The sequence below is a fragment of the Microbacterium sp. 1.5R genome, assembly GCF_001889265.1.
Taxonomy (GTDB): Bacteria; Actinomycetota; Actinomycetes; order Actinomycetales; family Microbacteriaceae; genus Microbacterium.
In genome coordinates this window covers 2,966,001-2,989,132 of record NZ_CP018151.1, presented here as the reverse complement: position 1 = coordinate 2,989,132, position 23,132 = coordinate 2,966,001, and the positions used below count along the sequence as shown (strand labels likewise).

Annotated in this window: 25 protein-coding genes; 14 read left to right on the top strand and 11 right to left on the bottom strand. The window is 66.3% G+C overall.

Features of this window, described 5'->3' with window-relative positions:
* Positions 1–42: 42 nt before the first annotated feature.
* Positions 43–1,320, bottom strand: coding sequence for an ATP-binding protein (locus tag BMW26_RS14360; protein ID WP_072591824.1), 1,278 nt, complete (start codon positions 1,318–1,320; stop codon positions 43–45).
* A gap of 45 nt (positions 1,321–1,365) precedes the next feature.
* On the bottom strand, positions 1,366–2,706 hold the full coding sequence (locus tag BMW26_RS14355) for an MFS transporter (RefSeq protein ID WP_083569381.1): 1,341 nt from the start codon (positions 2,704–2,706) through the stop codon (positions 1,366–1,368).
* Positions 2,707–3,032: 326 nt separating this feature from the next.
* Here BMW26_RS14355 and BMW26_RS14350 point away from each other — a divergent pair, with 326 nt between their 5' ends.
* Positions 3,033–3,389 (top strand): cupin domain-containing protein, encoded by a 357-nt coding sequence (locus BMW26_RS14350; protein WP_072591823.1) that lies wholly within the window; start codon positions 3,033–3,035, stop codon positions 3,387–3,389.
* Between the two features lie 60 nt (positions 3,390–3,449).
* On the opposite strand, the gene BMW26_RS14345 is transcribed toward BMW26_RS14350, so the two are convergent.
* The 4 genes from BMW26_RS14345 to BMW26_RS14330 all read right to left on the bottom strand — a co-directional run bounded on the left by BMW26_RS14345 (position 3,450) and on the right by BMW26_RS14330 (position 8,039).
* Entirely contained in the window at positions 3,450–4,604 is a 1,155-nt protein-coding gene (locus tag BMW26_RS14345; protein ID WP_198032333.1) for a DUF1254 domain-containing protein, read from the bottom strand.
* A gap of 706 nt (positions 4,605–5,310) precedes the next feature.
* Positions 5,311–6,552: a Fic family protein gene (locus BMW26_RS14340; RefSeq protein WP_072591821.1), complete on the bottom strand. Its 1,242-nt coding sequence runs from the start codon at positions 6,550–6,552 to the stop codon at positions 5,311–5,313.
* A gap of 255 nt (positions 6,553–6,807) precedes the next feature.
* Positions 6,808–7,014 (bottom strand): DUF805 domain-containing protein, encoded by a 207-nt coding sequence (locus BMW26_RS17950; protein WP_232224477.1) that lies wholly within the window; start codon positions 7,012–7,014, stop codon positions 6,808–6,810.
* Positions 7,015–7,163: 149 nt separating this feature from the next.
* Positions 7,164–8,039, bottom strand: a complete 876-nt coding sequence (locus BMW26_RS14330) for a helix-turn-helix domain-containing protein (RefSeq protein WP_072591819.1) — start codon at positions 8,037–8,039, stop codon at positions 7,164–7,166.
* Positions 8,040–8,213: 174 nt separating this feature from the next.
* Between BMW26_RS14330 and BMW26_RS14325 the strand changes: the two genes are divergently transcribed.
* The 8 genes from BMW26_RS14325 (at position 8,214) to BMW26_RS14290 (ending at position 15,146) form a co-directional block, all read left to right on the top strand.
* Positions 8,214–8,957, top strand: coding sequence for an Atu4866 domain-containing protein (locus BMW26_RS14325; RefSeq protein WP_072591818.1), 744 nt, complete (start codon positions 8,214–8,216; stop codon positions 8,955–8,957).
* A 19-nt stretch (positions 8,958–8,976) separates the two neighbouring features.
* The gene (locus BMW26_RS14320; protein WP_198032332.1) at positions 8,977–9,225 is read left to right on the top strand and encodes an Atu4866 domain-containing protein; all 249 of its coding nucleotides are present in this window, start codon (positions 8,977–8,979) and stop codon (positions 9,223–9,225) included.
* 101 nt (positions 9,226–9,326) lie between these two features.
* Positions 9,327–9,704: a MerR family transcriptional regulator gene (locus BMW26_RS14315; protein WP_072591816.1), complete on the top strand. Its 378-nt coding sequence runs from the start codon at positions 9,327–9,329 to the stop codon at positions 9,702–9,704.
* A gap of 121 nt (positions 9,705–9,825) precedes the next feature.
* Positions 9,826–11,034 carry an MFS transporter gene (locus BMW26_RS14310; RefSeq protein WP_072591815.1) on the top strand — a complete coding sequence of 403 codons (1,209 nt, stop codon included), beginning with the start codon at positions 9,826–9,828 and terminating at the stop codon, positions 11,032–11,034.
* 51 nt (positions 11,035–11,085) lie between these two features.
* Positions 11,086–12,417 (top strand): NtaA/DmoA family FMN-dependent monooxygenase, encoded by a 1,332-nt coding sequence (locus BMW26_RS14305; RefSeq protein ID WP_072591814.1) that lies wholly within the window; start codon positions 11,086–11,088, stop codon positions 12,415–12,417.
* A 51-nt stretch (positions 12,418–12,468) separates the two neighbouring features.
* The gene (locus tag BMW26_RS14300) at positions 12,469–13,341 is read left to right on the top strand and encodes an aldo/keto reductase (protein WP_072592363.1); all 873 of its coding nucleotides are present in this window, start codon (positions 12,469–12,471) and stop codon (positions 13,339–13,341) included.
* Positions 13,342–13,865: 524 nt separating this feature from the next.
* Positions 13,866–14,408 (top strand): tetratricopeptide repeat protein, encoded by a 543-nt coding sequence (locus BMW26_RS14295; protein WP_332257620.1) that lies wholly within the window; start codon positions 13,866–13,868, stop codon positions 14,406–14,408.
* Between the two features lie 210 nt (positions 14,409–14,618).
* Complete coding sequence (locus BMW26_RS14290) at positions 14,619–15,146, top strand: GNAT family N-acetyltransferase (RefSeq protein ID WP_083569379.1); 528 nt, start codon at positions 14,619–14,621, stop codon at positions 15,144–15,146.
* A gap of 73 nt (positions 15,147–15,219) precedes the next feature.
* On the opposite strand, the gene BMW26_RS14285 is transcribed toward BMW26_RS14290, so the two are convergent.
* The 3 genes from BMW26_RS14285 to BMW26_RS14275 form a co-directional block, all read right to left on the bottom strand.
* Entirely contained in the window at positions 15,220–15,876 is a 657-nt protein-coding gene (locus BMW26_RS14285) for a hypothetical protein (RefSeq protein ID WP_072591812.1), read from the bottom strand.
* A gap of 107 nt (positions 15,877–15,983) precedes the next feature.
* Entirely contained in the window at positions 15,984–17,612 is a 1,629-nt protein-coding gene (locus tag BMW26_RS14280) for an MFS transporter (RefSeq protein ID WP_157557444.1), read from the bottom strand.
* 163 nt (positions 17,613–17,775) lie between these two features.
* Positions 17,776–19,143 carry a D-alanyl-D-alanine carboxypeptidase family protein gene (locus BMW26_RS14275; protein ID WP_072592361.1) on the bottom strand — a complete coding sequence of 456 codons (1,368 nt, stop codon included), beginning with the start codon at positions 19,141–19,143 and terminating at the stop codon, positions 17,776–17,778.
* Between the two features lie 141 nt (positions 19,144–19,284).
* Between BMW26_RS14275 and BMW26_RS14270 the strand changes: the two genes are divergently transcribed.
* The 3 genes from BMW26_RS14270 (at position 19,285) to BMW26_RS14260 (ending at position 21,469) form a co-directional block, all read left to right on the top strand.
* A complete protein-coding gene (locus BMW26_RS14270) occupies positions 19,285–19,935 on the top strand; it encodes a hypothetical protein (protein ID WP_083569378.1) in 651 nt (216 codons plus the stop codon).
* Positions 19,936–20,065: 130 nt separating this feature from the next.
* A complete protein-coding gene (locus BMW26_RS14265) occupies positions 20,066–20,908 on the top strand; it encodes a CPBP family intramembrane glutamic endopeptidase (protein ID WP_072591810.1) in 843 nt (280 codons plus the stop codon).
* A gap of 48 nt (positions 20,909–20,956) precedes the next feature.
* On the top strand, positions 20,957–21,469 hold the full coding sequence (locus BMW26_RS14260; RefSeq protein ID WP_072591809.1) for a GNAT family N-acetyltransferase: 513 nt from the start codon (positions 20,957–20,959) through the stop codon (positions 21,467–21,469).
* A 17-nt stretch (positions 21,470–21,486) separates the two neighbouring features.
* On the opposite strand, the gene BMW26_RS14255 is transcribed toward BMW26_RS14260, so the two are convergent.
* Together BMW26_RS14255 and BMW26_RS14250 are read right to left on the bottom strand one after the other, a co-directional pair.
* Positions 21,487–21,840 (bottom strand): hypothetical protein, encoded by a 354-nt coding sequence (locus BMW26_RS14255; RefSeq protein ID WP_072591808.1) that lies wholly within the window; start codon positions 21,838–21,840, stop codon positions 21,487–21,489.
* Between the two features lie 68 nt (positions 21,841–21,908).
* Complete coding sequence (locus tag BMW26_RS14250) at positions 21,909–22,226, bottom strand: NIPSNAP family protein (protein WP_053097674.1); 318 nt, start codon at positions 22,224–22,226, stop codon at positions 21,909–21,911.
* Between the two features lie 99 nt (positions 22,227–22,325).
* On the opposite strand from BMW26_RS14250, the gene BMW26_RS14245 reads away from it, so the two are divergent.
* Both BMW26_RS14245 and BMW26_RS14240 read left to right on the top strand, forming a co-directional pair.
* Complete coding sequence (locus BMW26_RS14245) at positions 22,326–22,586, top strand: hypothetical protein (RefSeq protein WP_053097671.1); 261 nt, start codon at positions 22,326–22,328, stop codon at positions 22,584–22,586.
* Positions 22,579–23,052, top strand: a complete 474-nt coding sequence (locus BMW26_RS14240) for a BLUF domain-containing protein (RefSeq protein WP_072591807.1) — start codon at positions 22,579–22,581, stop codon at positions 23,050–23,052. The genes BMW26_RS14245 and BMW26_RS14240 overlap by 8 nt, the downstream gene beginning before the upstream one ends.
* The last annotated feature ends 80 nt before the right edge of the window (positions 23,053–23,132 follow it).

Sequence of the window (23,132 nt, the reverse complement as noted above, 5' to 3'; positions counted from 1 at the left end):
CCGGCTCGGAGAGGCGGTCATGACGGCGGGCGTGGCTCAGAGTCACATCCGACCGACCGCGTCGATGTCCTCCAAGAACTCCGCCGCCACCTCGTGGGACACGGTCGCCCTGGTCGTGCTGATCGCCGAGGCGTAGTCCTGCATCGATGGGCCGACCGGGTCCACATCGCCCGTGTAGACAGCGTTCTCGAGGGCCGCTTGAGACGCTTTGCGGGCCGCGTACTCGATGTCGGCGGGTGAGAATCCTTCGGTCATCGATACCAGCGCGGAGAGATCGAGCCCCGCCGCAGCAGGAGGAATATACCTCTGCCAGATCGCGGTTCGGGCCTCCGGGTCGGGCAACCCGATAGGGATGACGTAGTCAAAGCGACCATGCCGGAGGAAGGCATCGTCCAGCGCGCGGATGAAGTTGGTGGCGCAGATGAGCAGACGCCCAGGCTGTTCCCTGAACGCTGGGATGATTTTTAGCAGCTCGTTCGTCACACCCTGGGTGGGAGAGGGGGGCTCGCCCTGCCGGCGGGAGGCGATCTCTTCGACTTCGTCGATGAAAACCACGGCGTGCTCGAGTTCTGCGATTCTTGTGAATGTCTCGCGTAGAGCTCCGGCAAGACCGCCCGGATGGGTTGCCAAACGCGACGGGAACACTTCAACGAATGACCATTCGAGGCGGGAAGCGATGGCTTTGGCGAAGGTGGTCTTGCCGGTGCCTGGCGGACCGAACAGCACGATCGCGCGTGGGGGGACGACTCCGAACCGATCCGCGAGTTCGGATTGGGCGAGCGGCATGACGACCCGCCTTTCGAGCAGATCCTTTTCGGCGGCCATTCCGCCTACCGCGTCCCAGAGGCCCCTGGCCATGACTCGCCCCCCAAGCTCGGCGAGAACTTTCAACTCCTCCCGTTGCACGGGCACATAGCGCTCGAAGTAGTGAAGATCTTGCTTGAGTACGAACCCCTGCCGCAAGAAGGCTCCGATCCTCGTCTCGGCGGCGGGCATCAGCGCCGAGAGCTTCGATATTCCGTGCGGCGCCATTCGTGCTTCGAGCGCAGCCAGTAGAGATGATCCGATCCCCTGCCCGCGCGCATCTGATGCGGTGGCGAGAAACACGACCCACCCCTGGGCGTGTGCTGTTCGACCGATAGCAGCGCCGACCACCCGATCACCGACCACAGCGACCACGGCGTGGTCCTTCGCACACGAGGCGAGTACCTCGGGGAGGTTATAGACGGGCTCGGCGTCTGCTGCTGTGACCTGTTCCCACAACCGCAGGATCCCGTCGACATCATCGGCGTGGTAGTCGCGAATGCGCCAGGCAGCCATCAGATTCCTTCCGTTGGGGTGAGGAGCGTGTGCTCCCCGCTTTGGCTATGAGGGAGCCGAACCCTCGGTGTTGGTCAGGGCTGTGACAGCGGCGTGATCGCCGTTGATGGTGCGGGAAGCTCCCCACATCGCCACTGCGCTGAGTAGCAGCGCGAGCGGAGTCACCAGTGCCAGCGACGTATAGAGACCCTCGGCAGCGGGGTCGGCGGCCGAGTCGGCCCCAGCGGCGAAGGTCTCCGACAGGAAGCCGACCAGCACCGGGCCGAGCCCTCCGCCGAAGATGTAGAACGCCGCGAACAGTACCGCGATCGCGGTCGCCCGCAATCGGGGTTCGATGAAGTCAGAGATAGCCGGCAGTGCCGTGACGTGGAAAGCGAACTGCAGGAACCAGCCGGCGGAGAACAGCACCAGGAACCAACCCACGCCGCCAGATGTCCAAAGGAACGCAGCAGCGATGAGAGGGGCGGACGCTCCGATCCAGATCGCGCCAGTGCGCAGGCGGTTTCCGGGAGAACGACGGCGGGATCGGTCTGCGGCCCGGCCCGCCACGAGGAGGGCCACAACTCCCATGATGCCGATGGGAATCCCTGCGAACACACCCGCCAGTGTCAGAGGCAGGTCGAAATAGCGTTGCAGCAGCGGAACCATGAACGTGGCCACTCCGTTCCCTGCAATCTGGATGCCGATGCCACACACGATGAGCCACCACATGGTCCGTGGCCGGAGCACGCGAGAAAAGGGCCGGTCGACACGTCCCGACGCGCCTGCGATGCGGTCCGATGCGCCTCTTTCGGGTTCTCTGATGAACAGCATCATCGCTCCCACGATCAGCCCGGGAACGGCTGCGATCAGGAACACCGTCCGCCAGCCATACGCGGTCGCCAGCAGCCCAGTTGTGAGGAACGCTGCCGTCGCGCCGATCGGAAGTCCAAGCTGCATGATCGACACCGCTCGAGACCGCTTGCTCGGCGGGAACAGGTCTGCGAGGAGAGAGTTCGCGGCTGGGGCGAAGGACGCCTCGCCGATTCCCACGCCGATGCGTACGACCAGGATTGAAGCAAAGCTCCACACACCGCCGCTCGCGGCGGTCAGCAGGCTCCATACGATCAGACCGATACCTATGATCAACCGCCTCGGTCTTCTGTCTGCCAGGCGTCCGAGAAAGATCCCGGCTACGGCGTAGATCATGATGCTCGAGGCGCCGATCAACCCGATGGCGGTGTCCGTGAGCCCGAACTCAGCCTTGAGTTCCTCTGCCAAGACAGCAGGGAGAGTGCGGTCGTAGAAGTTCAAGAAGTTGGCGACGGTCAGTAGCGCCACGATGCGCCAAGCTACAGCGGAGGAGATCGGTGCGGTGATGCGCGCACGGGTCAACGGTTCGGTCACACGGTCCTCCGGTCTCTACACTGAGTGCCGCTACTATACAAAGTGTCTAGTACGATTTGCAACTGATTCGTCGGACCGCATCGTGCGCCACGACCCGTCTGGCATCGGTCGTGCACCTGTGTCGCACGAAACCGCCTCGCGTCTCGACTGCCTCTCGTGCGGCAACCGCCGCATCGATAGTCGGGATAACTGGTCTTATCGTGGCCAATGGGCCAGACGTTGAAGTGAGATGGCGCTGAGTAGGTATCTGGCGTCTGAGCAGTGCTCGAGCGGGATCGCGAGGGTTCGAGCGTCTGCAAAGTAGATGCGTCTGCGAGGATCGAAGAATGCACGAACCTGTCGATGCCACGAACGCCGATCACTACGTGTGGGGCGAGGTCTCGGATGGGTGGCGGCTGCTAGACAGCCCAGGGCTGTCTGTGATCGAGGAGCGAGTGCCGGCCGGCGCCGGTGAAGAGTGGCACGTGCACGACACGGCAACCCAGTTCTTCTACGTGCTCGAGGGGGTCGCACAGATGCAGACCGCTGCGGGCGCGTTCGACCTCGCGGCCAGACAGGGCGTCGAGATCTTGCCCGGACTGGCGCACCGGTTCTTCAATCCTGGGGATACGGAGACCCGGTTCCTCGTGATCAGCACTCCCAACACGCGAGGTGACCGATGCCCCGCGGACGGCACCGTCTGAGCGAGTCGCACGGCTAGCGGAACACTCAGATCAGCGCCTCTTCGGACGCTTCGATCGATCTCAGTTGATCCGCGTGACGGTGGGTGGGGTCCAGGTGGTGTCCAACATGGTGCGTTCGGGCCAGTATCCGCGGATGAGGAGCGTGAAGTTGTCGGCCGATGCCGGGAGCCAGTTCGACTCTCTTCCGGCGACGGGGGCTTCGGGCCCGGCGTAGAGGACCAACGAGCCATCGTCCTCGTAGACGAGTGTCTGGTTCTTGGTTCCGAGTGAGTATCGCTCGAGCGGGTTCGCGTTGTAGAAGTGGTGAGAGTTGTAGAGGGTGACCGACCAGAATCCCTCCACGGGTGGGGTCTGACCGGGGGCGAAGGTGATGGCGTAGGACTGTGTGCCGTCCAGGTCGACGCCGTCGGAGTCCGTCTCGGTGAACACGTACTTCGACTCGCTGGGGGTGTTCTGGAACATGCTCGATCGTGCAACTGCGGCTCTCGTGGCGTAGTCGAAGCCGAACTGGGCGCTGTTCGTCGGGGAGTACCAGCCGTTGCCGGCGGGTGGTCCGTTGAAACGCCAATGGAACAGCGGGGCGATCAGTTCCTGTTCTGCCGAGACGGCGATGGCGTTGAGAGTTGCGGGTTCTGCGACGCGCAGCATCGTCCGGAACGTCTCGTACAGCCCTTCTTCGCCGGGCAGCGGCGGGACCGTCTCCAAGATGGTGGGCAGCTGCGCGAATACTTTCTCCGGGTCCACCCATCGGATCTCATCGTCACCGATCGGCGGCGCGGGGAAGCTCGGCACCGAGCTCCAGTCCTTCGTCTTCACCGTTCCGTCGTAGTGGCTGAGGGGGTAGATCATCGTCTGGTTCAGCACGGGCTGAATCGCTGCACGATCCTCGGCGGTGTCGTTGAGGAAGACGCGCGGGCAGTAGGCCACAAGATCAGTGGATGACCGAATCACTCGGGTGATTCCTGCGGGCTCTTCTCCGTCCCAGTCCGGGCCGACGATGAGGTAAAACCCGGGCGCGGTGCCGTACTGCGCCCCCAGATTGGCAAAGCTGTCGGTGCGGGCATCCCAGACGGCCGTCACCCAGAACCGGTCCCCGAAGTCGGGGACCTGCACCACCACGGGCTCGACGTCGAGGGCAGCGAACCCCAGACCGTAGACGACGTCCTGGTTGCTGCAGGTCACGAACCGTTGATTCGCTGCGACGTAGTCCGTCATCATGCACACCTGACCGGACGGGGCGTTCGGCAACACGCCACCACGCAGTCCCGGCTCGTCAACAGAGGTAACTGCTGTTCGGCGGTTCATCATGCTGACCAGAGGCCACGCCCACACGTACGCGTTCCTGGCGACCGTCTCGAGATACTTCTCGGTCCACTCCGTGACAGCACCCGTCGTCGTTACAGCACTCGTCTCCGACACAATCTCGCTCCGATCGTTTCGGCCGACTCCGCGGACGGCTCTGCGCTGAGAGTAGGCGCTCAGTACCGATCCCGTGACTCGCCCTCACCCCATCAGAGTGAGGACGGCTTCACGTTGCGGTGGGCGCGACTGTGGCCGCCACCGAACCGTAAGGGGACGTTGCGGCGCACGTCTCCCCGGACAGGGACTGGACAGCCTGGCTTTCGAACTCGTGACCACGCGATCGCTCGTCTACTGAGGTTTGTGAGGTCGGAGACACGAAACCCCCGGAATCACGCGGATCGACGAGGACTCCGCATAGTGAGGTTTCTGAGGTTGGTGCGCGCGACCGAGGGCGGATCGCGCCGCTCGGATGCGCTCGATTACTGGGGGTCTCTGTCGAAGTGCTCCAGCAACCGAGCGCACGGGAGCGCACGAAATCCCCGAGATTCCGCGGAAGTCGAATCGGGGGTCATAAGCAGTGGCGACCCGCCGGGGCTTATGACCCCGCGCTGGCGCGCGGCTAGCCTCGAGCGGTCATCCGGCGGATCTGCTCGGCGTATCCGTCGAGGACGTCGAAGATCCCGCGGTGCTGCCAGACGCGGTTGCGTCCTTGGCCGGTCGTCTCGGTGAGCACCCCGCGATCGGTGAGTGTGTCCAGCGCGCGCAGCGCCGCCATCTCGCCGAGTCCGAGCGCGCTCATGAGGTACTTCGTGTTCACAGCCGGCTGGCCCACGAGCGCGGGAAGGACCTTCCAGACCGCAGCGTCGGAGCGGACGCCCTGGAGTAGAGCGCGGGACTCGTCCAGCTGCGCGACGAGATCGTCGACCAGCTGCGTCCCCGTGGACGCGGCGATGCGACTCGCCATGGCGAACTCGCGGATGATCGGGGCAGCGTCGCCGGCTCGGAAAGCGGTCAGCGCCTGGAAGTAGCGCCCGGTGTTCACGAGCAGTCCTGCAGAGATCGGCACGGCGGTGGAGCTGACGAGACCCTTGTTGCGCAGGATCGACTGCGCGAGCGCGCGGCCGGTGCGGCCGTTGCCGTCGACGAACGGGTGGATGGTCTCGAACTGGGCGTGCGCGACAGCGACCTGAACAAGCACGGAGATGTCCTGGCGCTGCACGAATCTGACCAGGTCACCGATCGCACCGGGAATCCGGTCGGGGTGGGGAGCTATGAACTCCGCGTGGCGGGGGCCGGCGTTGCCGGGGCCGATCCAGACCTGATCTTGGCGGTAGACACCGGCTTCCTGCTCGAGGCCTGATTGGTGGCGCAGCAGAGCGTGGTGCATCTGCAGGATGGAATCCTCGGAGATCTCGTCCGAGAGCGCGAGGGCTGCCTCCATGGCGCGGACGTTCCCGATGACGGTGAGCGCGTTGGCCTTGTCGCCTTCATCGATCTCGGCGAGAGCGAGCTGCTTCGCCGACGTCGTCAGCTGCTCGATCTGTGAGCTGGACGCGGACTCTGTGCGCAGCAGGATCGCGGTCATCGGGCCCAGGGCCGGGTTGTCGGTGCCCAACGTGCGCCGCGCATGCTCGTCGAACGCGACCAGCTGGCGCGTGGCGTCTTCGACGTCAGCGGCGTCTTCGCTGGGAACCTGCGGGCTCCACTCGGCAATCGGTGCTGTGACCGTCGCCTCATACGGCCCGGTCTGACGCACAACCTCGGCCCGTGAGAACATCTCCGGTGCGCGCGGCGCCCAGTCGAGGGTCTCGCTGGAGACGGCATCGATGGGGATGCGTGTGCTGTGCGAAGACGTGGACATCACATCATCATACCAACACTTATGTACCTAGGTGTTGGCAGAGCGTGAATCAACCCGCGTCTGGCGCGAGGGGCTGTCTGCGGCGAGATCATGTCGCCGGATGAACGCGAGCGTCTCTTCGGTCGTGAAGGTTCTACCTCCACGTTCGGCGAGAGCCTCGATCCGAAGCGACTCGGATCTCCTGGAGACGTGCGAGACGGGCCGGGTCTTCTGGGTCGGTCGCGGTGTCTCCTCTTGGGTGCTCGGCAGTTGGTGCTACTCGTCGAAGCGGGCACCCGCGGGTCGTGCGCTCAGCAGGGTGAAGACGAGGAGCACGATGGCGCCCAAGAGCGGTACGAAGGCGATGAAGAACCATGCGCCGCTGCGATCGATGTCATGGAGCCGCCGCCAGGTCAGGGCAAGCGCGGGGATGAGGATCCCTGTTGCGTAGATCAGGAACACCACGCCGACCGGGCTCGCCAACGCGAAGGCGCCGCCGGAAGCGAACGGCGAGAATACGTCGATGGGGCGTGACGCCCACCGTTGGGGGGCGCGGTTGTCCTGACTTCCCCCTGAAGCCCTGGCGAAGGAGCCGCCAGGTCGCTGTGATCCTGGGTGCGGTGCGACCTGGTTCAGCCTGCTGAGCGCTCCCGTCTGCCGCCCTCCGCGTCGACCGTGCTCATCGACGCGACGCGGGTCGCCGCGATCGTCGCGAGCAGCCGGAGGGCGTGGTCGCTCGATGAGCCCGGCTCCGCCCGGTAGACGATGAGCTGCTGGCCGGTGGCCCCGCGCACGTCGAACGCGTTGAACTCAAGGGTGAGCCGTCCGACATCCGGGTGGACGAAGACCTTGGCCTCGTGAGTCTTGCCGCGCGCATCGTTCTTCTCCCAGAGCGCCGCGAAGCGCGGACTTCCGTCCCGCAGCTCCTCGACGAGCGCCAGCGTGGCCGCATCGTGCACGTCGTAGCCGAGCGCCAGTCGGAGATTGGCCACGCTCGCCTGCGCGGAGCGCTCCCAATCGTCGAAGAAGGTCGCGCCTGCCGGATCGAGGAAGACCATGCGAGCGAGGTTGCGGGTGTCGTCGAACGCCGAGTAGAGCGCCGCGGCGAGAGGGTTCAGCGCGAGGATGTCGAGACGTCGACCGAGAACGACCGCGGGAGTGTCCGGCCAGGCATCCATCAGGCGCTGGAGCGACGGATCCACATGCTCGACGGCGGTCGCGGAGGATGCCGCGGGCGAGGCGCCGGCCAGCCGGAACAGGTGCTCGCGGGCATCCGGCGTCAGGTCGAGCGCCCGGCTGAGGGCGTTGAGGATCGAGGTCGACGGGTTCTTCTCGCGTCCCTGCTCGAGCCGCGTGTAGTAGTCCACACTGAGGCCGGCGAGCATCGAGACCTCTTCGCGTCGGAGCCCGGGTACGCGGCGCACGCCGCTCCAGCGGATGCCGGCATCGGAGGGACTGACCGCTGCGCGCCTGGCGCTGAGGTGGAGCCCGAGATCGTTGGTCGCCATGCATACAGCTTGCCCGTCTCGGGGCGGGACAGGCAGGCCCTGGCGCACCCTGGATGAGGGAACGCGCGGCGCAGGCTGGGCGCGCGCTGCCTAGGTGCATCGCGGTCTGCCTGCTCTGCCGGCGGCTCTCCAGGCTGGGATCAGTGCCTCCACCCGGGAGGTCGAGGAGGAATCATGAACGACGCATTCACGCCGGAGCTGCTAGGCCGGATCATCGACAACCAGGCCGACTACGAACAGCCGCTGCTGTTCGTCGGAGCCCGAGTCCACCTGTTCGACTCCCTGGTCGACGTGATGGAGGATGCCGACATCCTTCTCGGTGAAGGATTCATCGTGGGCACCGGGCCCGGGATCGTGACGGCAGCGGGAGACGACAATGCGCTGGTGATCGACTGCGCCGGCATGGTCATCGTGCCCGTGGTGGTCGACGCCCGCGCCGCGCTCGGTCTCAACCCCGACCGGTCGTCCGATGCGGGCACGTTGTGGCCGGGGAACACGGGAAGCTTCGCGGTCGTCGATGCCGAGCTGGCGACCGACGCCGCGACGGCTGTCGCGACCGTTCTCGCTCGCCCGGAGTCCGTCGCCGCAATCGTCATCGACGGCAAGGTGGTGCTCTGGAACGGTGAGCGCACCTCGAATGCGCCGGCGCAGCTCGACAAGGGCCGCGTGGGAGAGGTGTCTCCGTCCGCCAGCCCGTATGTGGGGATGTGGATCGACGAGACCGACTTTCTGCACCAGGAGCTCACGGCAGATGGGCGTTACGACGAGACTCGCGGGGGTCGGCCGCGCGCGTTTCAGGGTGCTTATTGGATCGAAGGTGACGGCATTGATTATCTCGACGATCTGGGCTTCTGGGCTTTCGGTGAGTTCGTCGATGGGGTCCTCCACCACGGGCCGTACATCCTCAACCGCCGCTGACGTCGAGAGGAGCGAGAACATGACCGAGCCCACCACCCATGCCTACGTCGGCATGTGGCAGACCGCGGACGGGCACGTCCGCCACGAGCTGCTGCCCGACGGGCGCTATGTGGAGGCCCGCGGGACGCGCGAACGTGCCTACACCGGCCGCTACGTCGTCACCGGCGAGCACATCGAGTACGTGGATGACACGGGATTCACGGCGGACGGTGACTTCGTCGACGGGGTCCTGCATCATGGCGGCATGATCCTGCGTCGCACGTCGTAGTGCGGAGCCCAGCCAGGTCGACCTCGAGGACGCGCTGCGTGCTCGCCTGCTCCTGGTAGCGTTGACCCTGACATCAATGTCAGGGTCAACGGGAGTGCTGTATGAAGATCGGTGAGCTCGCCGCTCGAACCGGGGTGCCTGCTCGGATGCTTCGGTACTACGAAACCAAGGGCCTCATCCAGCCTGTGCGCCTGCACAACGGCTACCGCGACTATGGCGACTACCTCATCGATCGAGTCCTCAGGATCCGCGGACTCCTCGATGCCGGGATCCCCACTCGGGTCATCGGCGAGATTCTGCCCTGCTTTGATGCCCCCTCCTCAGCGACTCCCGTCGACCCCGACCCGCGGCTCCGAGAGACACTGGTGAGGCAGCGCGAGCGCATGTCCGAGAACATTCGCGTGCTGTCCGAGAACCGCGTGGCGATCGATCGGTACATCGCTTCCATCGACGAGATGCTCGGCGCTCCTTCGGTGTGAGCAGCCGCTCGCGTGGTCGAGTCATTCGCGTCAGCGGACAGGCCATCGCGCGAGCAGTCTCGATGTGCGCGCACTGCGCGATTTGACCTTGACACTAGTGACAAGGTTGGAGAATCGCAGGATGTCGAAGATCTCAACACCCGTCACACGCTCGTCCGCGCCCGCGCGGCTTCCGCTCGGTGCCCTGTTGGCGCTCGCCACGAGCGGATTCCTGACCGTCATGCTCGAGACGCTGCCCGCAGGCGTCCTGCCCGCCTTGAGTCGTGACCTGGGCGTCGAGGAGGCGACTGCCGGGCAGACGGTCACGCTTTATGCGCTCGGGGCACTTCTGGGTGCGATCCCGATCATCGGCGCGACGATGGGATGGCCCCGTCGTCGTCTGCTCGTGATCGCGTTGAGTGGCTACGTCCTCACCAGCCTGATCGTCGCGGTGTCGCCGATATTCGCGGTGACGTTGGCGGCGAGGTTCATCGCGGGCGTCTTCGCAGGAGTCCTCTGGGGGATCCTGGCGGGATACGTCGGTCGCATCGTCGATCCATCACAACGAGGCCGCGCTCTGACGATCGGACTCTCCGGTACTCCGATCGCCCTGGCATTCGGCACACCTGCGGGGACCCTGCTGGCGTCGGCAGTCGGATGGCGGCTCACCTTCGTGACCATGGCCGTCGTCACCGCAGGCGTGGTGGTCTGGGTACTGGCAGTGGTTCCTCCCATCCCGGGACAGGAAAGGCATGAGCGCACGAGCGCACCGCAGGCTCTCCGTATCCCGGGGGTTCTTCCGATCATCGCCGTCGCTCTGCTCTTCTTCTCAGGGCACGCTCTGCTCTATACGTACATCGCACCGTTCCTCGCCCTCGCAGGCATGGGCGACGCGGTGAGCATGGTGCTCCTCGTCTTCGGAGTATCGGCTCTCGCCGGTCTCTGGGTGACGGGGCTTCTGATCGATCGGCACCTGCGGTTGCTCATGCTGGTCAGCACGGCTGTGCTCGCACTCGCGGTTCTGGTACTCGGACTGGCCACGAATTCGCCCATCGCGATCATCATCAGCATCGTCGCGTGGGGGGCTGCGTTCGGCGGGTCGGGCAGTCTTCAGCAGACCGCTCTGACCGACGCGTCCGGCACGGCCGTCGACGCGGCGCAGTCGGTCCTCGTCACCGGGCTGAACCTCGGTATCGCGGTGGGCGGAGTCCTGGGCGGACTGGTCCTGACGGGCTTCGGGGCCGGCGCACTGCCCTTCGCGACATTCGCCCTGCTCCTGCTCGTTCTCGTCATCGTCGCCGCCGGGCGGCGGCACGCTTTTCCCGCTGCCCGCCGCGCAGATCAGTCATGACACGGCCGAGAGTCTTCGCTGACGAACACACCGCTCGGAAAGGAGATCGAGATGACCGCTGAGAAGAAGATGCTCATCAGCATGCAGTTGGGCAACGGCTATGGCGCCCCGACCCTTGCGTGGCGTGCTCCCCAGGTCGACCCGCGCAACTACACGAATCTCGACGCGTACGTGAGGTACGCGCAGGCAGCGGAGCGAGGCAAGTTCCAGTTCCTGTTCTTGCCCGATTTCCTCTCTCAGAGCCAGCGTTCCGATCAGGACTCGCCGATGCTGACGATGGACCCGTTCATCACCATGGCCGTGATTGCCCGGGAAACCCAGAAGATCGGATTCGTGTCCACGGCCTCGACGACGTTCCACGAGCCGTACAACCTGGCTCGCCAGTTGAAGACACTCGATGTCATCAGCGGCGGCCGGATCGGATGGAATGCCATCACCACGTCCGACGAGGTCTCTGCCGCGAACTTCGGAGCGTCGATCGCGGGCCGTGATGAGCGCTACGGCCGTGCTCAGGAAGTCATTCAGATCGTCCAGGCACTGTGGGGCAGCTGGCCGGAGGATGCCTGGATCGCCGATCAGGGATCGGGAGTCTTCGCCGACCTGACGAAGATCCAGCCCATCAATCTCCAGGGTCGCTACGTCGCCTCCCGCGGCCCGCTCGAGGTCCCCCCATCCAGGCAGGGGCAGCCCGTCGTCTTCCACGCCGGCCAGAGCCCTCACAGCCTCGCGCTGGCGGGCCGCTTCGCGAACGGCGTGATCGGGAACACCCATTCGATCGCGGACTCGATCCGACAGAGAACGAACGTTCGGCGGGCGGCGGAGCAAGCGGGCCGCAACCCCGACGACGTCAAGTACTTCGCAGGAATCAGCCCGACCATCGCAGCCACGAAGAGGGAGGCGCTCGACCGACGTGGTCTCTTCGTCGAACCGCAGATACACCAGCAGGTCGGCTACCTGGGCATGATGCTGGGCGTCGCACTGTCCATGACCGACCTGGACAGGTCCCTGAGCGAAGCTGAGCTCGCAGCGGCTCGAGTCGCTCCGTCAGATCCACGATCCGCCACGGCGCTGGGAATCGCTCGCGAAGGATGGAGTGTCCGCGACATCCTCTACCACGGCGTCATCGACTACCACCCCGCGCCCGTCGGTCCTCCACAGCTCACCGCCGATCACATGCAGGAGTGGTTCGACGCCGGCGCTTGCGACGGTTTCTGGCTCAACCCCGATGTCTACGAGGACGGCATCGACGCGTTCGTCGACGGAGTCGTGCCGCTGCTCCAGCAGCGAGGACTGTTCCACCTGGACTATGAGGGGGACACCCTCCGCGAACACCTCGGCGTGCCCTATCAGTACGGCATGAACGACGACACCTCCACCCCGTAGCAGCCGCCGTTCCCATACCCCCCCGGTAAACGCCTCAAAGGAAAGGTCATGATGATCGACCAGAACCCCTTCCCCGACAACCCCTCCACCTCCTTCCTCCTAGGCGGAGACCTCGCCGTCTCGCGACTCGGTTTCGGCACCATGCAGCTCACCGGTCCAGGAACGTGGGGGCAACCCGCAGACCGCGACAACGCCATCCGAGTGATCCGCCGGGCGGCGGAGCTCGGTGTGACGTTCTTCGACAGCGCGGATGCCTACGGACCCGATGTCACCAGCGGCATCCTCCGCGACGCCCTCTACCCCTATGCCGAAGACATCGTCATCGCGACCAAGGTGGGGCAGACACGCCAAGGTCCTGACCAGTGGCGCCCGAACGGCACGCCCGCTCATCTGCGCGAGCAGGTCGAGCGCGAGCTCCGACACCTCGATGTCGACCGGATCGATCTGCTCCAGCTGCACCGCATCGATCCCACCGTTGCACTCGAGGATCAGATCGGCACGCTGAGGCTCCTTCAGGACGAAGGGAAGATCCGACACATCGGCCTCAGCGAGGTCACCATATCCGAGACGGAGGCAGCCATGGAGGTCGCGCCCATCGTGTCCGTACAGAACCTCTACAACCTTTCGCAGCGCAACGCCGAGCCGCTGCTCGACTGGGCCACGGAAAGGAACATCGGGTTCATTCCCTGGTTCCCGTTGGCGACCGGCGGGCTCACCGGCGACGACAGCCCCCTCACGAGGCTCGCACTGAGACATGATGCATCGCCCGCACAGCTGGCGCTCGCCTGGCTCTTGAAAAGGAGCCCCGTCGTCCTCCCCATCCCAGGCACCTCGAGGGTCGCTCATCTCGAAGACAACCTTCGCGCAGCGACCATCGAGCTCGATGACGCGGAGTTCGACGAACTCTCTCAGGCGGTCGGTTAAGGCGGAAAATGGGTTCGAGGCGGGTCTTTGCGATAAGTGGTCTCATTGTCGGTAAACGGGCCAGCCAGGAAAGCAAGAGCGACTGAGCAGGTGAAAGCGCGTTTCCAGTGCTGACGCGGGTCTCGCGACGACACGCGGATTTGATGCTGCGCCTGGAAGGTGTGTTCTGACCCCCCGGCGGTTCGATAGCAGCAGCGAGGCGGTGAGCAGAGCCAGACGTCTGCGAGGATCGAAGAGTGCCTGAAGCTGTCGATGTCAGCAACGCTGATCGCTACGTGTGGGGCGAGGTCTCCGACGGGTGGCGACTGCTCGACAACCCAGGACTTTCCGTGATCGAAGAGCGAGTCCCGAGGGCGCCGTCGACCTCGAGGCCAGGCAGGGAGTCGAGGTCCCGCCTGGGCTCGCGCACCGGTTCTTCAACCCTGGGGAGACGGAGACGCGGTTCCTCGTGATCAGCACCCCGAACACGCGAGGAGACCGACGGCCCGTCGACGTCGCGCTCTGAGGCGTGTGCTTCGGATAGCGTGACCGAGTACGGTTCCACCGCCGTGCACCGGGGGGCCACGATGGCAACGGACAAGCTGAACGCTGAGCTGGATCGAATATTCGGGGAGCGAGACCGCGAGAACATGGCGCCGACGATCGCGGCGCTTCGCCCGATCCTGGAGAAGCACCCACACGATCCGCGTGTCCTCTACGAAGTCGGCGGCGCGTTCGACACCGCCGGCGAAGAGGTCATGGCGAAGGGTTACTACCGGCGCGCCCTCGAGAACGGACTCCACGGCGACATCCGCCGCCGGTGCTACCTGCAGTACGGGTCCACGCTGCGCAACCTCGGCGATCTGGAGAAGTCCGCGGAGGTGTTCAGGACGGCTCGCGAACAGTTCCCTGGCGACGTGGCGCTGGGTGCATTCGAAGCGCTGACGCTGCATGCGCAGGGGCAGATGAGTGCAGCGTTGGGCAGTCTGCTCACGCTGCTCGTGGACCACGTGCATGTCTGTGAGCTCGAGCGGTACAAGCCTGCGATGCGCGGTAACGCGGAGTACCTCGCGTCACTCGACGCCTAGCTACGTCTTGTGGGAACGGACCCGAGCGGGGATCCTGAATCTGCCGGATGGCGCCGGGGGGCGATCATCTGGCCGGAGTGACTCCGGCGGGCATCGGCGTCACTCGGGGCGCCTCGCACATGAAATGGATCTGAGACTACGGGCCGAGAGGCGGCGCTCGATCGAAGAAGAGCTGGGCCGGCCCCGACTCTCCGTCGTCGCGCCAAACTGATGTGGTCTCTGTGGAGACACAAAGGCCAAGGCCGGGTCTACCGGCTCGATCGGGTGAAGGAGCGGCGGACTGTGCTGACGCGAAGATTGACCGCAGATGAAGTGCGCAGTCACGCGCCGCGCCTCCTTGAGCTTCAGCACGAGGCGTACGCTGTCGAGGCTCGGCTGATCGGTGACGACCGCATTCCGCCGCTTCATGAGACGGCGTCCGACCTGCTTTCGGCTGGCTTGGAGTGGCTGGTCTGCGTCGACGAGAATCACCAGATCGCCGGCGCGGTGGGATACGTGATCGAGAATGACGTCGTCGACCTCGACCGTCTCATGATCGACCCCACCCATCACCGGAAAGGCCTGGGCGCCGCGTTGGTGGGGCAGGTCATGTCGCTCGCGCCCCAGACGGTCGTCGCGACCGGGCGCGACAATGCGCCAGCTCGAGCGTTGTACGAGTCCCTCGGCTTCGTGCACCAGTCGGATGCCGAGCCGATTCCCGGCCTCTGGGTCAGTCGCTACTCTCGCACCCGAGCGTGAGCGAGTTCGAGACGAGGCCGACTCACCCTTCGCCTGACGCTCGACTCCGGATGCTCCCGCCTCACGCCCGCGCTCACGCGCAGGATTCGTACGGCGGCTCGTCGAGGGTCGTCGCCGTCACTCCCCAGATGATGTCGGTTCCGGCGGTGTAGGTCAGGAAGACCGAACCGGTGCCGGCTTCCGACTCGATCGCGAGATAGCGGCGATCGCCGACGCTCTCGACTTCGACCGCGTCGGGGTAGACGGCCAGCGCCTGGTCGAGCCGAGAACCGAGACCGATCCCCTCAGCGGTCAGCGGGCCGACGGCCGGCTTGCCTTCGAGGTCGACGGGTGAGGCGGACACCTGCACGAGGTCGACCACCGCGGAGTCCTGTTCCGAGACCTCGGGGCGCTGAACGGTGAGCATGTATCCGTCGGCCTCCGTGGACGCGAGCCACGGGCAGGCGTCAACCGGAGCGGCACCCGCCGCCGCCACGGCTTCGTCGTAGGGCGCGCCGAGTTCCACGTCTCCGATGCCCGATGGGCTGACGCCCGCGGTCGGCGTGGAGGATGCGCTGGGCGACGGACTCGCCGCAGGATCAGCGGATGCCGTCACCGTCTGCGTGACCGTCGGGGTGGGGGACGCGGGGGCTGCGCATCCGGCCAGCAGCGCAGCCGTGACCGCCATCCCGAACAGGGGCGAGAGGACGCGTGCACGGCGAACCTGGGGTCGTCTGGTGTCGATATCCATGCTTCGACGCTATCGGCGCGGTCGTGACCAGCCCGTCGATTCTCACGGGATTCCCAGATGCCTCGGCATCCGAAGGCGGATTCCTTCTTCTGTCCCCCTGAGCCCGTTCAGCGCTGAGGTCCGGGTCTCCTGCGGGGCGGCGTGGGCTCGGGGAAGTAGTGCTTCTCACGGGGTTCGCCTTCGGTGTGCGCCCGCGCGGTCGCCTGGATCTCACGGTCGCGACCGGTCAGTCTCTGGGTCTGCTGTCGTCGGTACTCTCCCCAGGAGGGGACCATGAAGGACTCGAGCAGCAGGTCCTGCTCTTCGCCGCTGCGGAGGAGAGTCCATCGGTACCCGCCGGTTCGCCGCCGCGAACTCTCCACCAGTCGCATGGATTCTCGGAACGCGTCGATGCTGTCGGGTCGCACGGTGTAGGTGATCTGCACGAGAACGGGACCGTCCGTCGGCTGGGGGTCGAGGACGAGAGTCGGGGTGGGCCATGACATCGAGACGGTCCGGTCGACGGTGCTGGTGCCCGGCAGAAGGGGCAGCCACATCACACTGGCTGCGATGACGACGAGCAGCGCCGCGGCCACGGCCAGCGACGTCGCCGTGCCGACTGCTCCGGCCAGGGCACCCCAGCCGAACGACCCGACGGCCATCGTTCCCATGAAGACGAGGATGTAGATCGATGCTCCTCGCGATCGCACCCACTGCGGGAGGGTCAATTGCAGTGCGGCGTTCAGCACGGTGAGCGTGCCGATCCAGGCGACCCCGGCGAGAACGAGCAGCAGCAGCATGGGGACGAACGGCAGCCATGCCGCGGCGAGCGTGCCGGCGGCGAACAGCACAGCGCTCACCGCGATCACCGCGTTGTCCGAGAACCTCTTCCGGGCGATGGGCAGAACGAAGATGCCGAGCACGGCCCCGGCGCCGAGCGCTCCGAGCAGGAAGCCGTATCCGCTCGCTGTGAGGTCGAGCCGTTTGGCGGTCACGGGAAGCAGCGCCCACAGTGCGCTGGCGGGCAGGGCGAAGAGCGCGGACCTCAGAAGGATGCGGCGCACGAGGTGGGCGGATGAGACGTACCGGACTCCTGCGCGCAGCGCGGCCGTGAACGGTTCCCTGTCGTCGAGTCCGCTCTGCGGCGGCCGTCGCCACCACAGAAGGGCGACGACTGCTCCGATGAAGCTGAGCGCGTTGATGCCGAAGACGACGGGCGCGCCGAACAGCGACAGCAGAACCCCCGCGAGCGCGGGGCCGACGGCGCGGGCACCGTTCACCGTGACGCCGCCGAGCGCGGAGGACGCGCCGATGAGCGGGCGGGGCACGAGTTCCGGTTGGATCGCGTGCCAGGCCGGGGACGTCAGCGTGGAGGTGATCCCGAGCAGGAACGTGAAGCCGAGGATCGTCCACGGAGTGAGCTCGTTCAGGGCGGCGATGACGGTCAGCGCCGCGGCGATCACGGCGCTCGCCACCGACCCCCAGATCAGCAGTCTGCGGCGGTCGAGGGAGTCGGCGAGCACCCCCGCGGGGAGGGAGAACAGCAGGGCCGGGGCCAGACTCGCCGTCTGCACGAGCGCGATGATCGTCGCTCCGGCCGCGGCGTCGACGAGATACCACTGCGCGCCGACGGTCTGCATCCAGGTGCCGATGTTGCTGCCCAGCTGCGCGAACCACAGCACCCGGAATGCCGGGATGGCCAGCGGCGCCCAGGCGGAGACGGCGGCGGATCTCGGTGCCACAGGTCGAGAGGTCATCGGGTCTGCTGACATATCCGGCTGTCCTTCCGCAGAGCACATCGAGCCTGGCGCCTCGATGCAGATCGTATAGCCGGAGAACGCAGGCGGAGGTCGATCGGTCGATCTTTCGACTTTCGTCCGAAGGTCGGCACGCAGCGTTCCTATGCGCGGTCGAGCGGCCTCAGCCCTCGGCATCCGTCGCGGAGCCGAGCTCGGACGGGTGGGTGAGCCGCCACCACTCGGTGGGCGGATCGATGGTCCCTGCGATGGTCACCGGGGCAGTGACGGTGTTCGGTCCGGCAGTCCAGGTGACGGTCCCCACGGCCGTGCCGTCGCGGTAGGTGGGAGGAGTGTCGATGTCCATCGTCAGCTCGATCGGCGTGTCCGACCAGGTGAAGATCGATGCGTCCTCGCCGATGACCAGGGTGGCGGTGGACCCCCAGGGTGTCGAGATCGTTCCGATCTCCTGGCCCTCGCTCGCGACGGGCACCTGATGGAAGCCGGAGCGGATGCTCTCGAGCTCGGCGATCACGGTGGCATTCACCGACTCGCGCGATGATCCGCCGAGGACGACGCCGGTGATCGCGAGCGGATCGGCCGCGCCCACGTCGAGGGTCGCCGTGTACAGCAGGCTGTGCGTGCCCTCGCCGAGGTTGCCGGTCTTCAGTCCCGTGATCCCGGCGGTGCCGAGGAGGGCGTTCGTGTTGATCAGCTGACCGGCGCCGGGGATCGAGACCGAGGGGGTCGCGACGATCCGAGCGATCGCCGGATGCGCGGCGGCGAGCTTCGCGACGGCCAGCAGATCGGCAGGCGTGCTCGTGTTGCGCGGACTGATGCCGGTGGGCTCGGTGACCGTCGTTCCGGTGAGGCCGTGGGATGCGAGCCAGGCGCGCGTCGCACTGAGGAAAGCGCTCTGCGACCCGAAGATCCGGGAGGACAGCGCGTCGGCGTAGTTGCTCGCGGAGGGGATGAGCATGACGGCCAGGGCATCGTGCAACGACATCGAGGTGCCGGTGGGCATCGGAGCGATGGTCGCGCCCTGCACGTAGTACTGGTCGTAGAGGTCGTGATCGGCCTTGCCGAACGTGATGGTCGGTCCAGGGTCGTCTGCGGAGGCGAGCGGTGACGCGTCGAGGATGACGAGGGCGGTGATGAGCTTGGTGATGCTCGCGATCGGGAGCGGCTCGCCCGTCCCCGTCGCCGACCAGGTGCCGCTCGCCCCCTCGCCCAGGTACGCGTCGGCGCCGGACACGCTGATCGCCGATGCCGCAGCCGTATGCGTGGTGACGGCAGCCGCGTCGCCGACCGGGACCTGCGGTGCGCGTGCGGTCACGGCCGGCGGATCCACCGGAGCCGTGAGCGCCCACCCGACGTACCCTCCGGTCACGGCCAGCAGCAGGACCACGCAGACGGCGGTGATGATGAGTCCTCGTCGCCTGCGTCTTCTGCGCACCGCGGGGTCGCCCTGATCACCGCTGAACTCCTGCTCATGCGCCATGAGCTCCGCGAAGTCGGACAGCCCATCCACCGGCTGCCCGGGTGCCGTCATCGAGAGCCCCTCATCGCGTCCACCCGTCGCTCGCATTCCGCAGAAAAGGCCATCCTCTCGTATGCCGGCATCCTCCGGTATCCGCCGTTCGGGGGACAGCAACCGGTTGAAAGCCGAACGGCGATCCGATGGACTGACGGGATGCGATCGACGACTCCGATGCCGGGCAACCCCTGGCCGCACGACATGTCCATCACCGTGGAGGACAGACCACAGCTCCTGCTCGAGTTGCTCTGGATTCGAGAGGCGCACGATCTGCGTCCCGTCGGCGAGACGCTGCCGCCGAGGCTGATCGAGACGCCCGCGGCTGCGGCGAACCCGGTGGATGCCGTCACCCGCGACCGATGGTCGGCAGCCTGGTCGCGGATCTGGGAGGACGTGCTCGCTCACGCCGCCGTCGAACCCGACCGAGGGTTGCTCGATGCGGTGTTCAGCTCAGACCTGAGCTCGACGGAGCGGGAGCGCCTTCTGCGCGAGCTCGTCGGGCCGGCATGGCGAGACGAGTTCGGCGGCGATGTCTTCGACGATGAGGCATATCGGGACTGGGAGCGCCGCGGCTTCGATTCTCACGTCGAGACACGACCGACGACGCTCGCCGAGAGTCCCGAGCATCGAGACGTCGAGGCGCTCGTGGATGCCTGGCGTCGCGGCCTCCTGAAGGTCGTGACCATCCCGTGCCGCGAGTTGCACGTGCGACAGATCGGCCCTCACGCGCTGTTGGTCACCGATGAGGTGCGCAGCGACAGCGCGCAGTATCGGTCGGCTCTGGGCTCGTTCGCTCCGAAGGGGTGAGCGACCTCTCTGCGTCAGTCGGCGAACGACGAGCGGATGTTCCGGAACCCTAGGATTGCCTAGGAGACCGGTAGCTCGCTCTCATGCGGCGTCGACGGGGCGCCGCCCGCCGGATCAGGGGAGCCTCAGGATGAAGACCGCAATCGGACGTCCCCGCAGCATCTGGCTCGCACTCGGGGTCGTGGTCTTCTACGTTCTCTGCGCGTGGGGGCTCGGCAACCTCCTCAGCGGGCTGGTCGGCGACGACGGCTCGTTGGCGGACTTCTCCCTCGGTCACTTCATCCCCCTCGCCGTGGGCATCGGCGGCGTTCTGCTGTTCCTGCGGTGGGCAGGCTGGGGTGCCGAGGTGTGGAGGGAGCGACCGACCCCGACCCTCACCCCTCGCCGGTGGTGGCTGATCTCGATTCCCGTGCTCGCGTTCGCCGTGCCGGTAGTCGAGCTGTTCGACGTGCCCTGGGCTGAGCGCTCGCTCGGCTTCCTGGCCGTCGTGGCGCTGGGAACGCTGATGGTCGGCTTCGGTGAGGAGCTGGTGATCCGGGGCGTCTTGCTCACAGCGGTCCGCGCGCGCTTCGGCGAGTTCGCCGTGTTCCTCCTCACGTGCTTCGTGTTCGCGCTCGCCCATATTCCGGGTTACCTGTTCAGCGGTCTGCCGCTCTTCATCATCGCCTTCAATGTGATCGCCCTGATGTCAGCCGGCGCCACCTACTACTGGATCCGTCGCGTCACCGGACGCATCTGGGTCGCCATGCTCATTCACGCTCTCACCGACTGGGTCCTCTACGTCGGGTCCGACGTCGGGCTTCCGTCCGCATCGGTCCCCGTGCAGCATTCGCCTGCGGACGACTCGGGGACCGGAGCGCTCGGGTACGTGGAGAGCCTGCTTCTGATCCTGCTGGCGATCAGCGTCATCAGCGTCATTCGGGAGAGCCGACGCGACAAGCGCAACGCGCTCAGCGACGGCACGGGGGTCTAGGCAGCGACGGATCTCACGTCGCGTCCCGCGCTCTGGCAGGCTTCTGGCATGCATGTGACGATCACTCCGGCGCCCTCTGCGACGTGGGAACGCTACCGAGACCTTCGGCTGGCCGCGCTCGCAGAGTCCCCGGAGATGTTCGGGTCGACGCTGCAGCGGGAGTCCGCGTTCGGCGACGATGTCTGGCGGAGCCGTTCGACTCATCCCGGAGCATTCATCGCGAGCATCGATGGCGAGGACGTCGGCATCGGCGGCGTCTACGACATGAGTGGCCGCTGGGTGGTCAACGGGGTCTGGGTCGCACCGGATCACCGGGGTCAGGGAGCCGTCGACGCGCTGATGGTCGCCTGCGTGGACTATGTCTCCTCCCGTGGAGCGGACACGATCCATCTCGGTGTGATGGAGAGCAACCCCCGGGGGATCGCGGCGTACACGCGCCTGGGATTCACGCCAGATGGGGCGAGCGAGACGTTTCCCGACGGACGGATCGAGATCAAGATGTCGCGGTCCGTGGCCACGGCCGGGGCCGAACATCCCGGCAAACGGTCGCTTTCGGACTGAGGTATCCGGAGTCCGAGCTAGTCGCGGTCGGCGTCGATCAGCTCGAGGAGTTTGCGCAGCTCGTCGCGGATCTCGGTGTGGTCGTACTGCCCGGCACGGCTCTCACCGGAGATGACTCCCGAGCGGCGTACCGAGCGGAGATCCCCGAAGGGGAAGGAGTACGCCTCCTTCGTCTCGGGGTTCTCGCTCTTGTCGATGCCCAGGTGCCAGTGGGAGAACTCGGTCCATCCGTGCTGCTCGATGAAGCGGTTCTCGTCGTCAGCGCTGGGCGCGGCCTCCGACCAGTCGTCGCGCTCGTCGCGGACGACCTTGCCGTCGCGGACCAGCGAGCGGGCGTGTCGGAGGGCGGGGTGATTCAGTTCGATAGCCATGCGCAGACGCTAGGACGGAGAGCGGCACCGTCGAACCCCCCTTGACGCACCGGGCGGGAACATCCTCCTCAGTCGGCGTCGGCCGAGAAGACGGGGCTGAGGAAGCGGCGCTCGTAGCGGCGGATGCATTGGGTTCTGCGCGCGAACTCGAAGGCCTCGATGCACTCGGGGTCGGTCTTCGATGCCGTGCGGTAGACCTCGTACTCGGCCAACGAAGGGAACGTGAACAGCGCGAACGCCTCATCGCTATCGCCTTCGCTCGGCATGAAGTAGCCGTGGTGGGTCCCGCCGTGCTTCGCCACCAGACGGATCCATGCCCTGCCGTACTCAGTGAAGTCGTCGAGCTTGTCGGGGTCGATCTCGTAGCGCAGGTGAACCGTGATCATGTCCTTGATCCTGCCAGAGCCGGACCGCGCGTTCCGATCGTCACTCCGCCTGGAGGATGATCCGGAGCCCGCCCGGAATCTCGAAGGTACGCTGAGAGCATGGGTGATCAATCGCCGACGCCTGTTCGCCCGCTCTGGGCGAGCGTGGCAGACGGCTTCTACGTGGGCAGCCAGGACGGCTCCTTCCTCGGCTACGTCGACCGTCTGTCCGACGGCGTCTGGCGCGCATTCGATGCGGCCTCGCGCTCCATCGGCGACTTCGCAGACCACCATCGAGCAATGGCGGCGGTGACGGCCACCGTCGAGGTCGGCGCGCATCGGTCGGCTCACCACGGCGGGGACGGGGTGCGGAATGACTGAACAGAATCCGCTCGTCTCGCTCGTCTACTGCAGCAGCGCCACGCAGCCGTTCGGCGAACACGAGCTCGGTGAACTGCTGGCAGTGAGTCGCGCCCGCAACAGCGACCGCGACATCACCGGCATGCTGCTCTACCGCGGCGGAGAGTTCGTGCAGATCCTCGAAGGGCCCAGGTCTGACGTCGAAGCGTTGATGGAGAGGATCGGCCGCGACCCGCGCCACACGGATGTCCGCGTGCTGATCGAAGAGCCGCTGCACGAACGGCGCTTCCGGGACTGGACGATGGGATATCAGTCCCTCCTCGCTCCCGAGCCTGGAACGGCCTCGGGATATCGCGACTCGTTCGACGATCTCCGCATGGGCGATCACGACATGATCGGTCGCGCGATCATGGAGCTGACGCTGTGGTTCCGAGTGCGTGAGTCGGCCAGTCGGCAGCCCGTCGAGAGCGAAGCCCGGTCGCGCTAGCCGTCATCTGAGGCGGATGAGCACGCTCGCCGCGCCACCACCCGGTGTCACCCCGGCAGGGTGAGGGCGTCCTGTCGGTC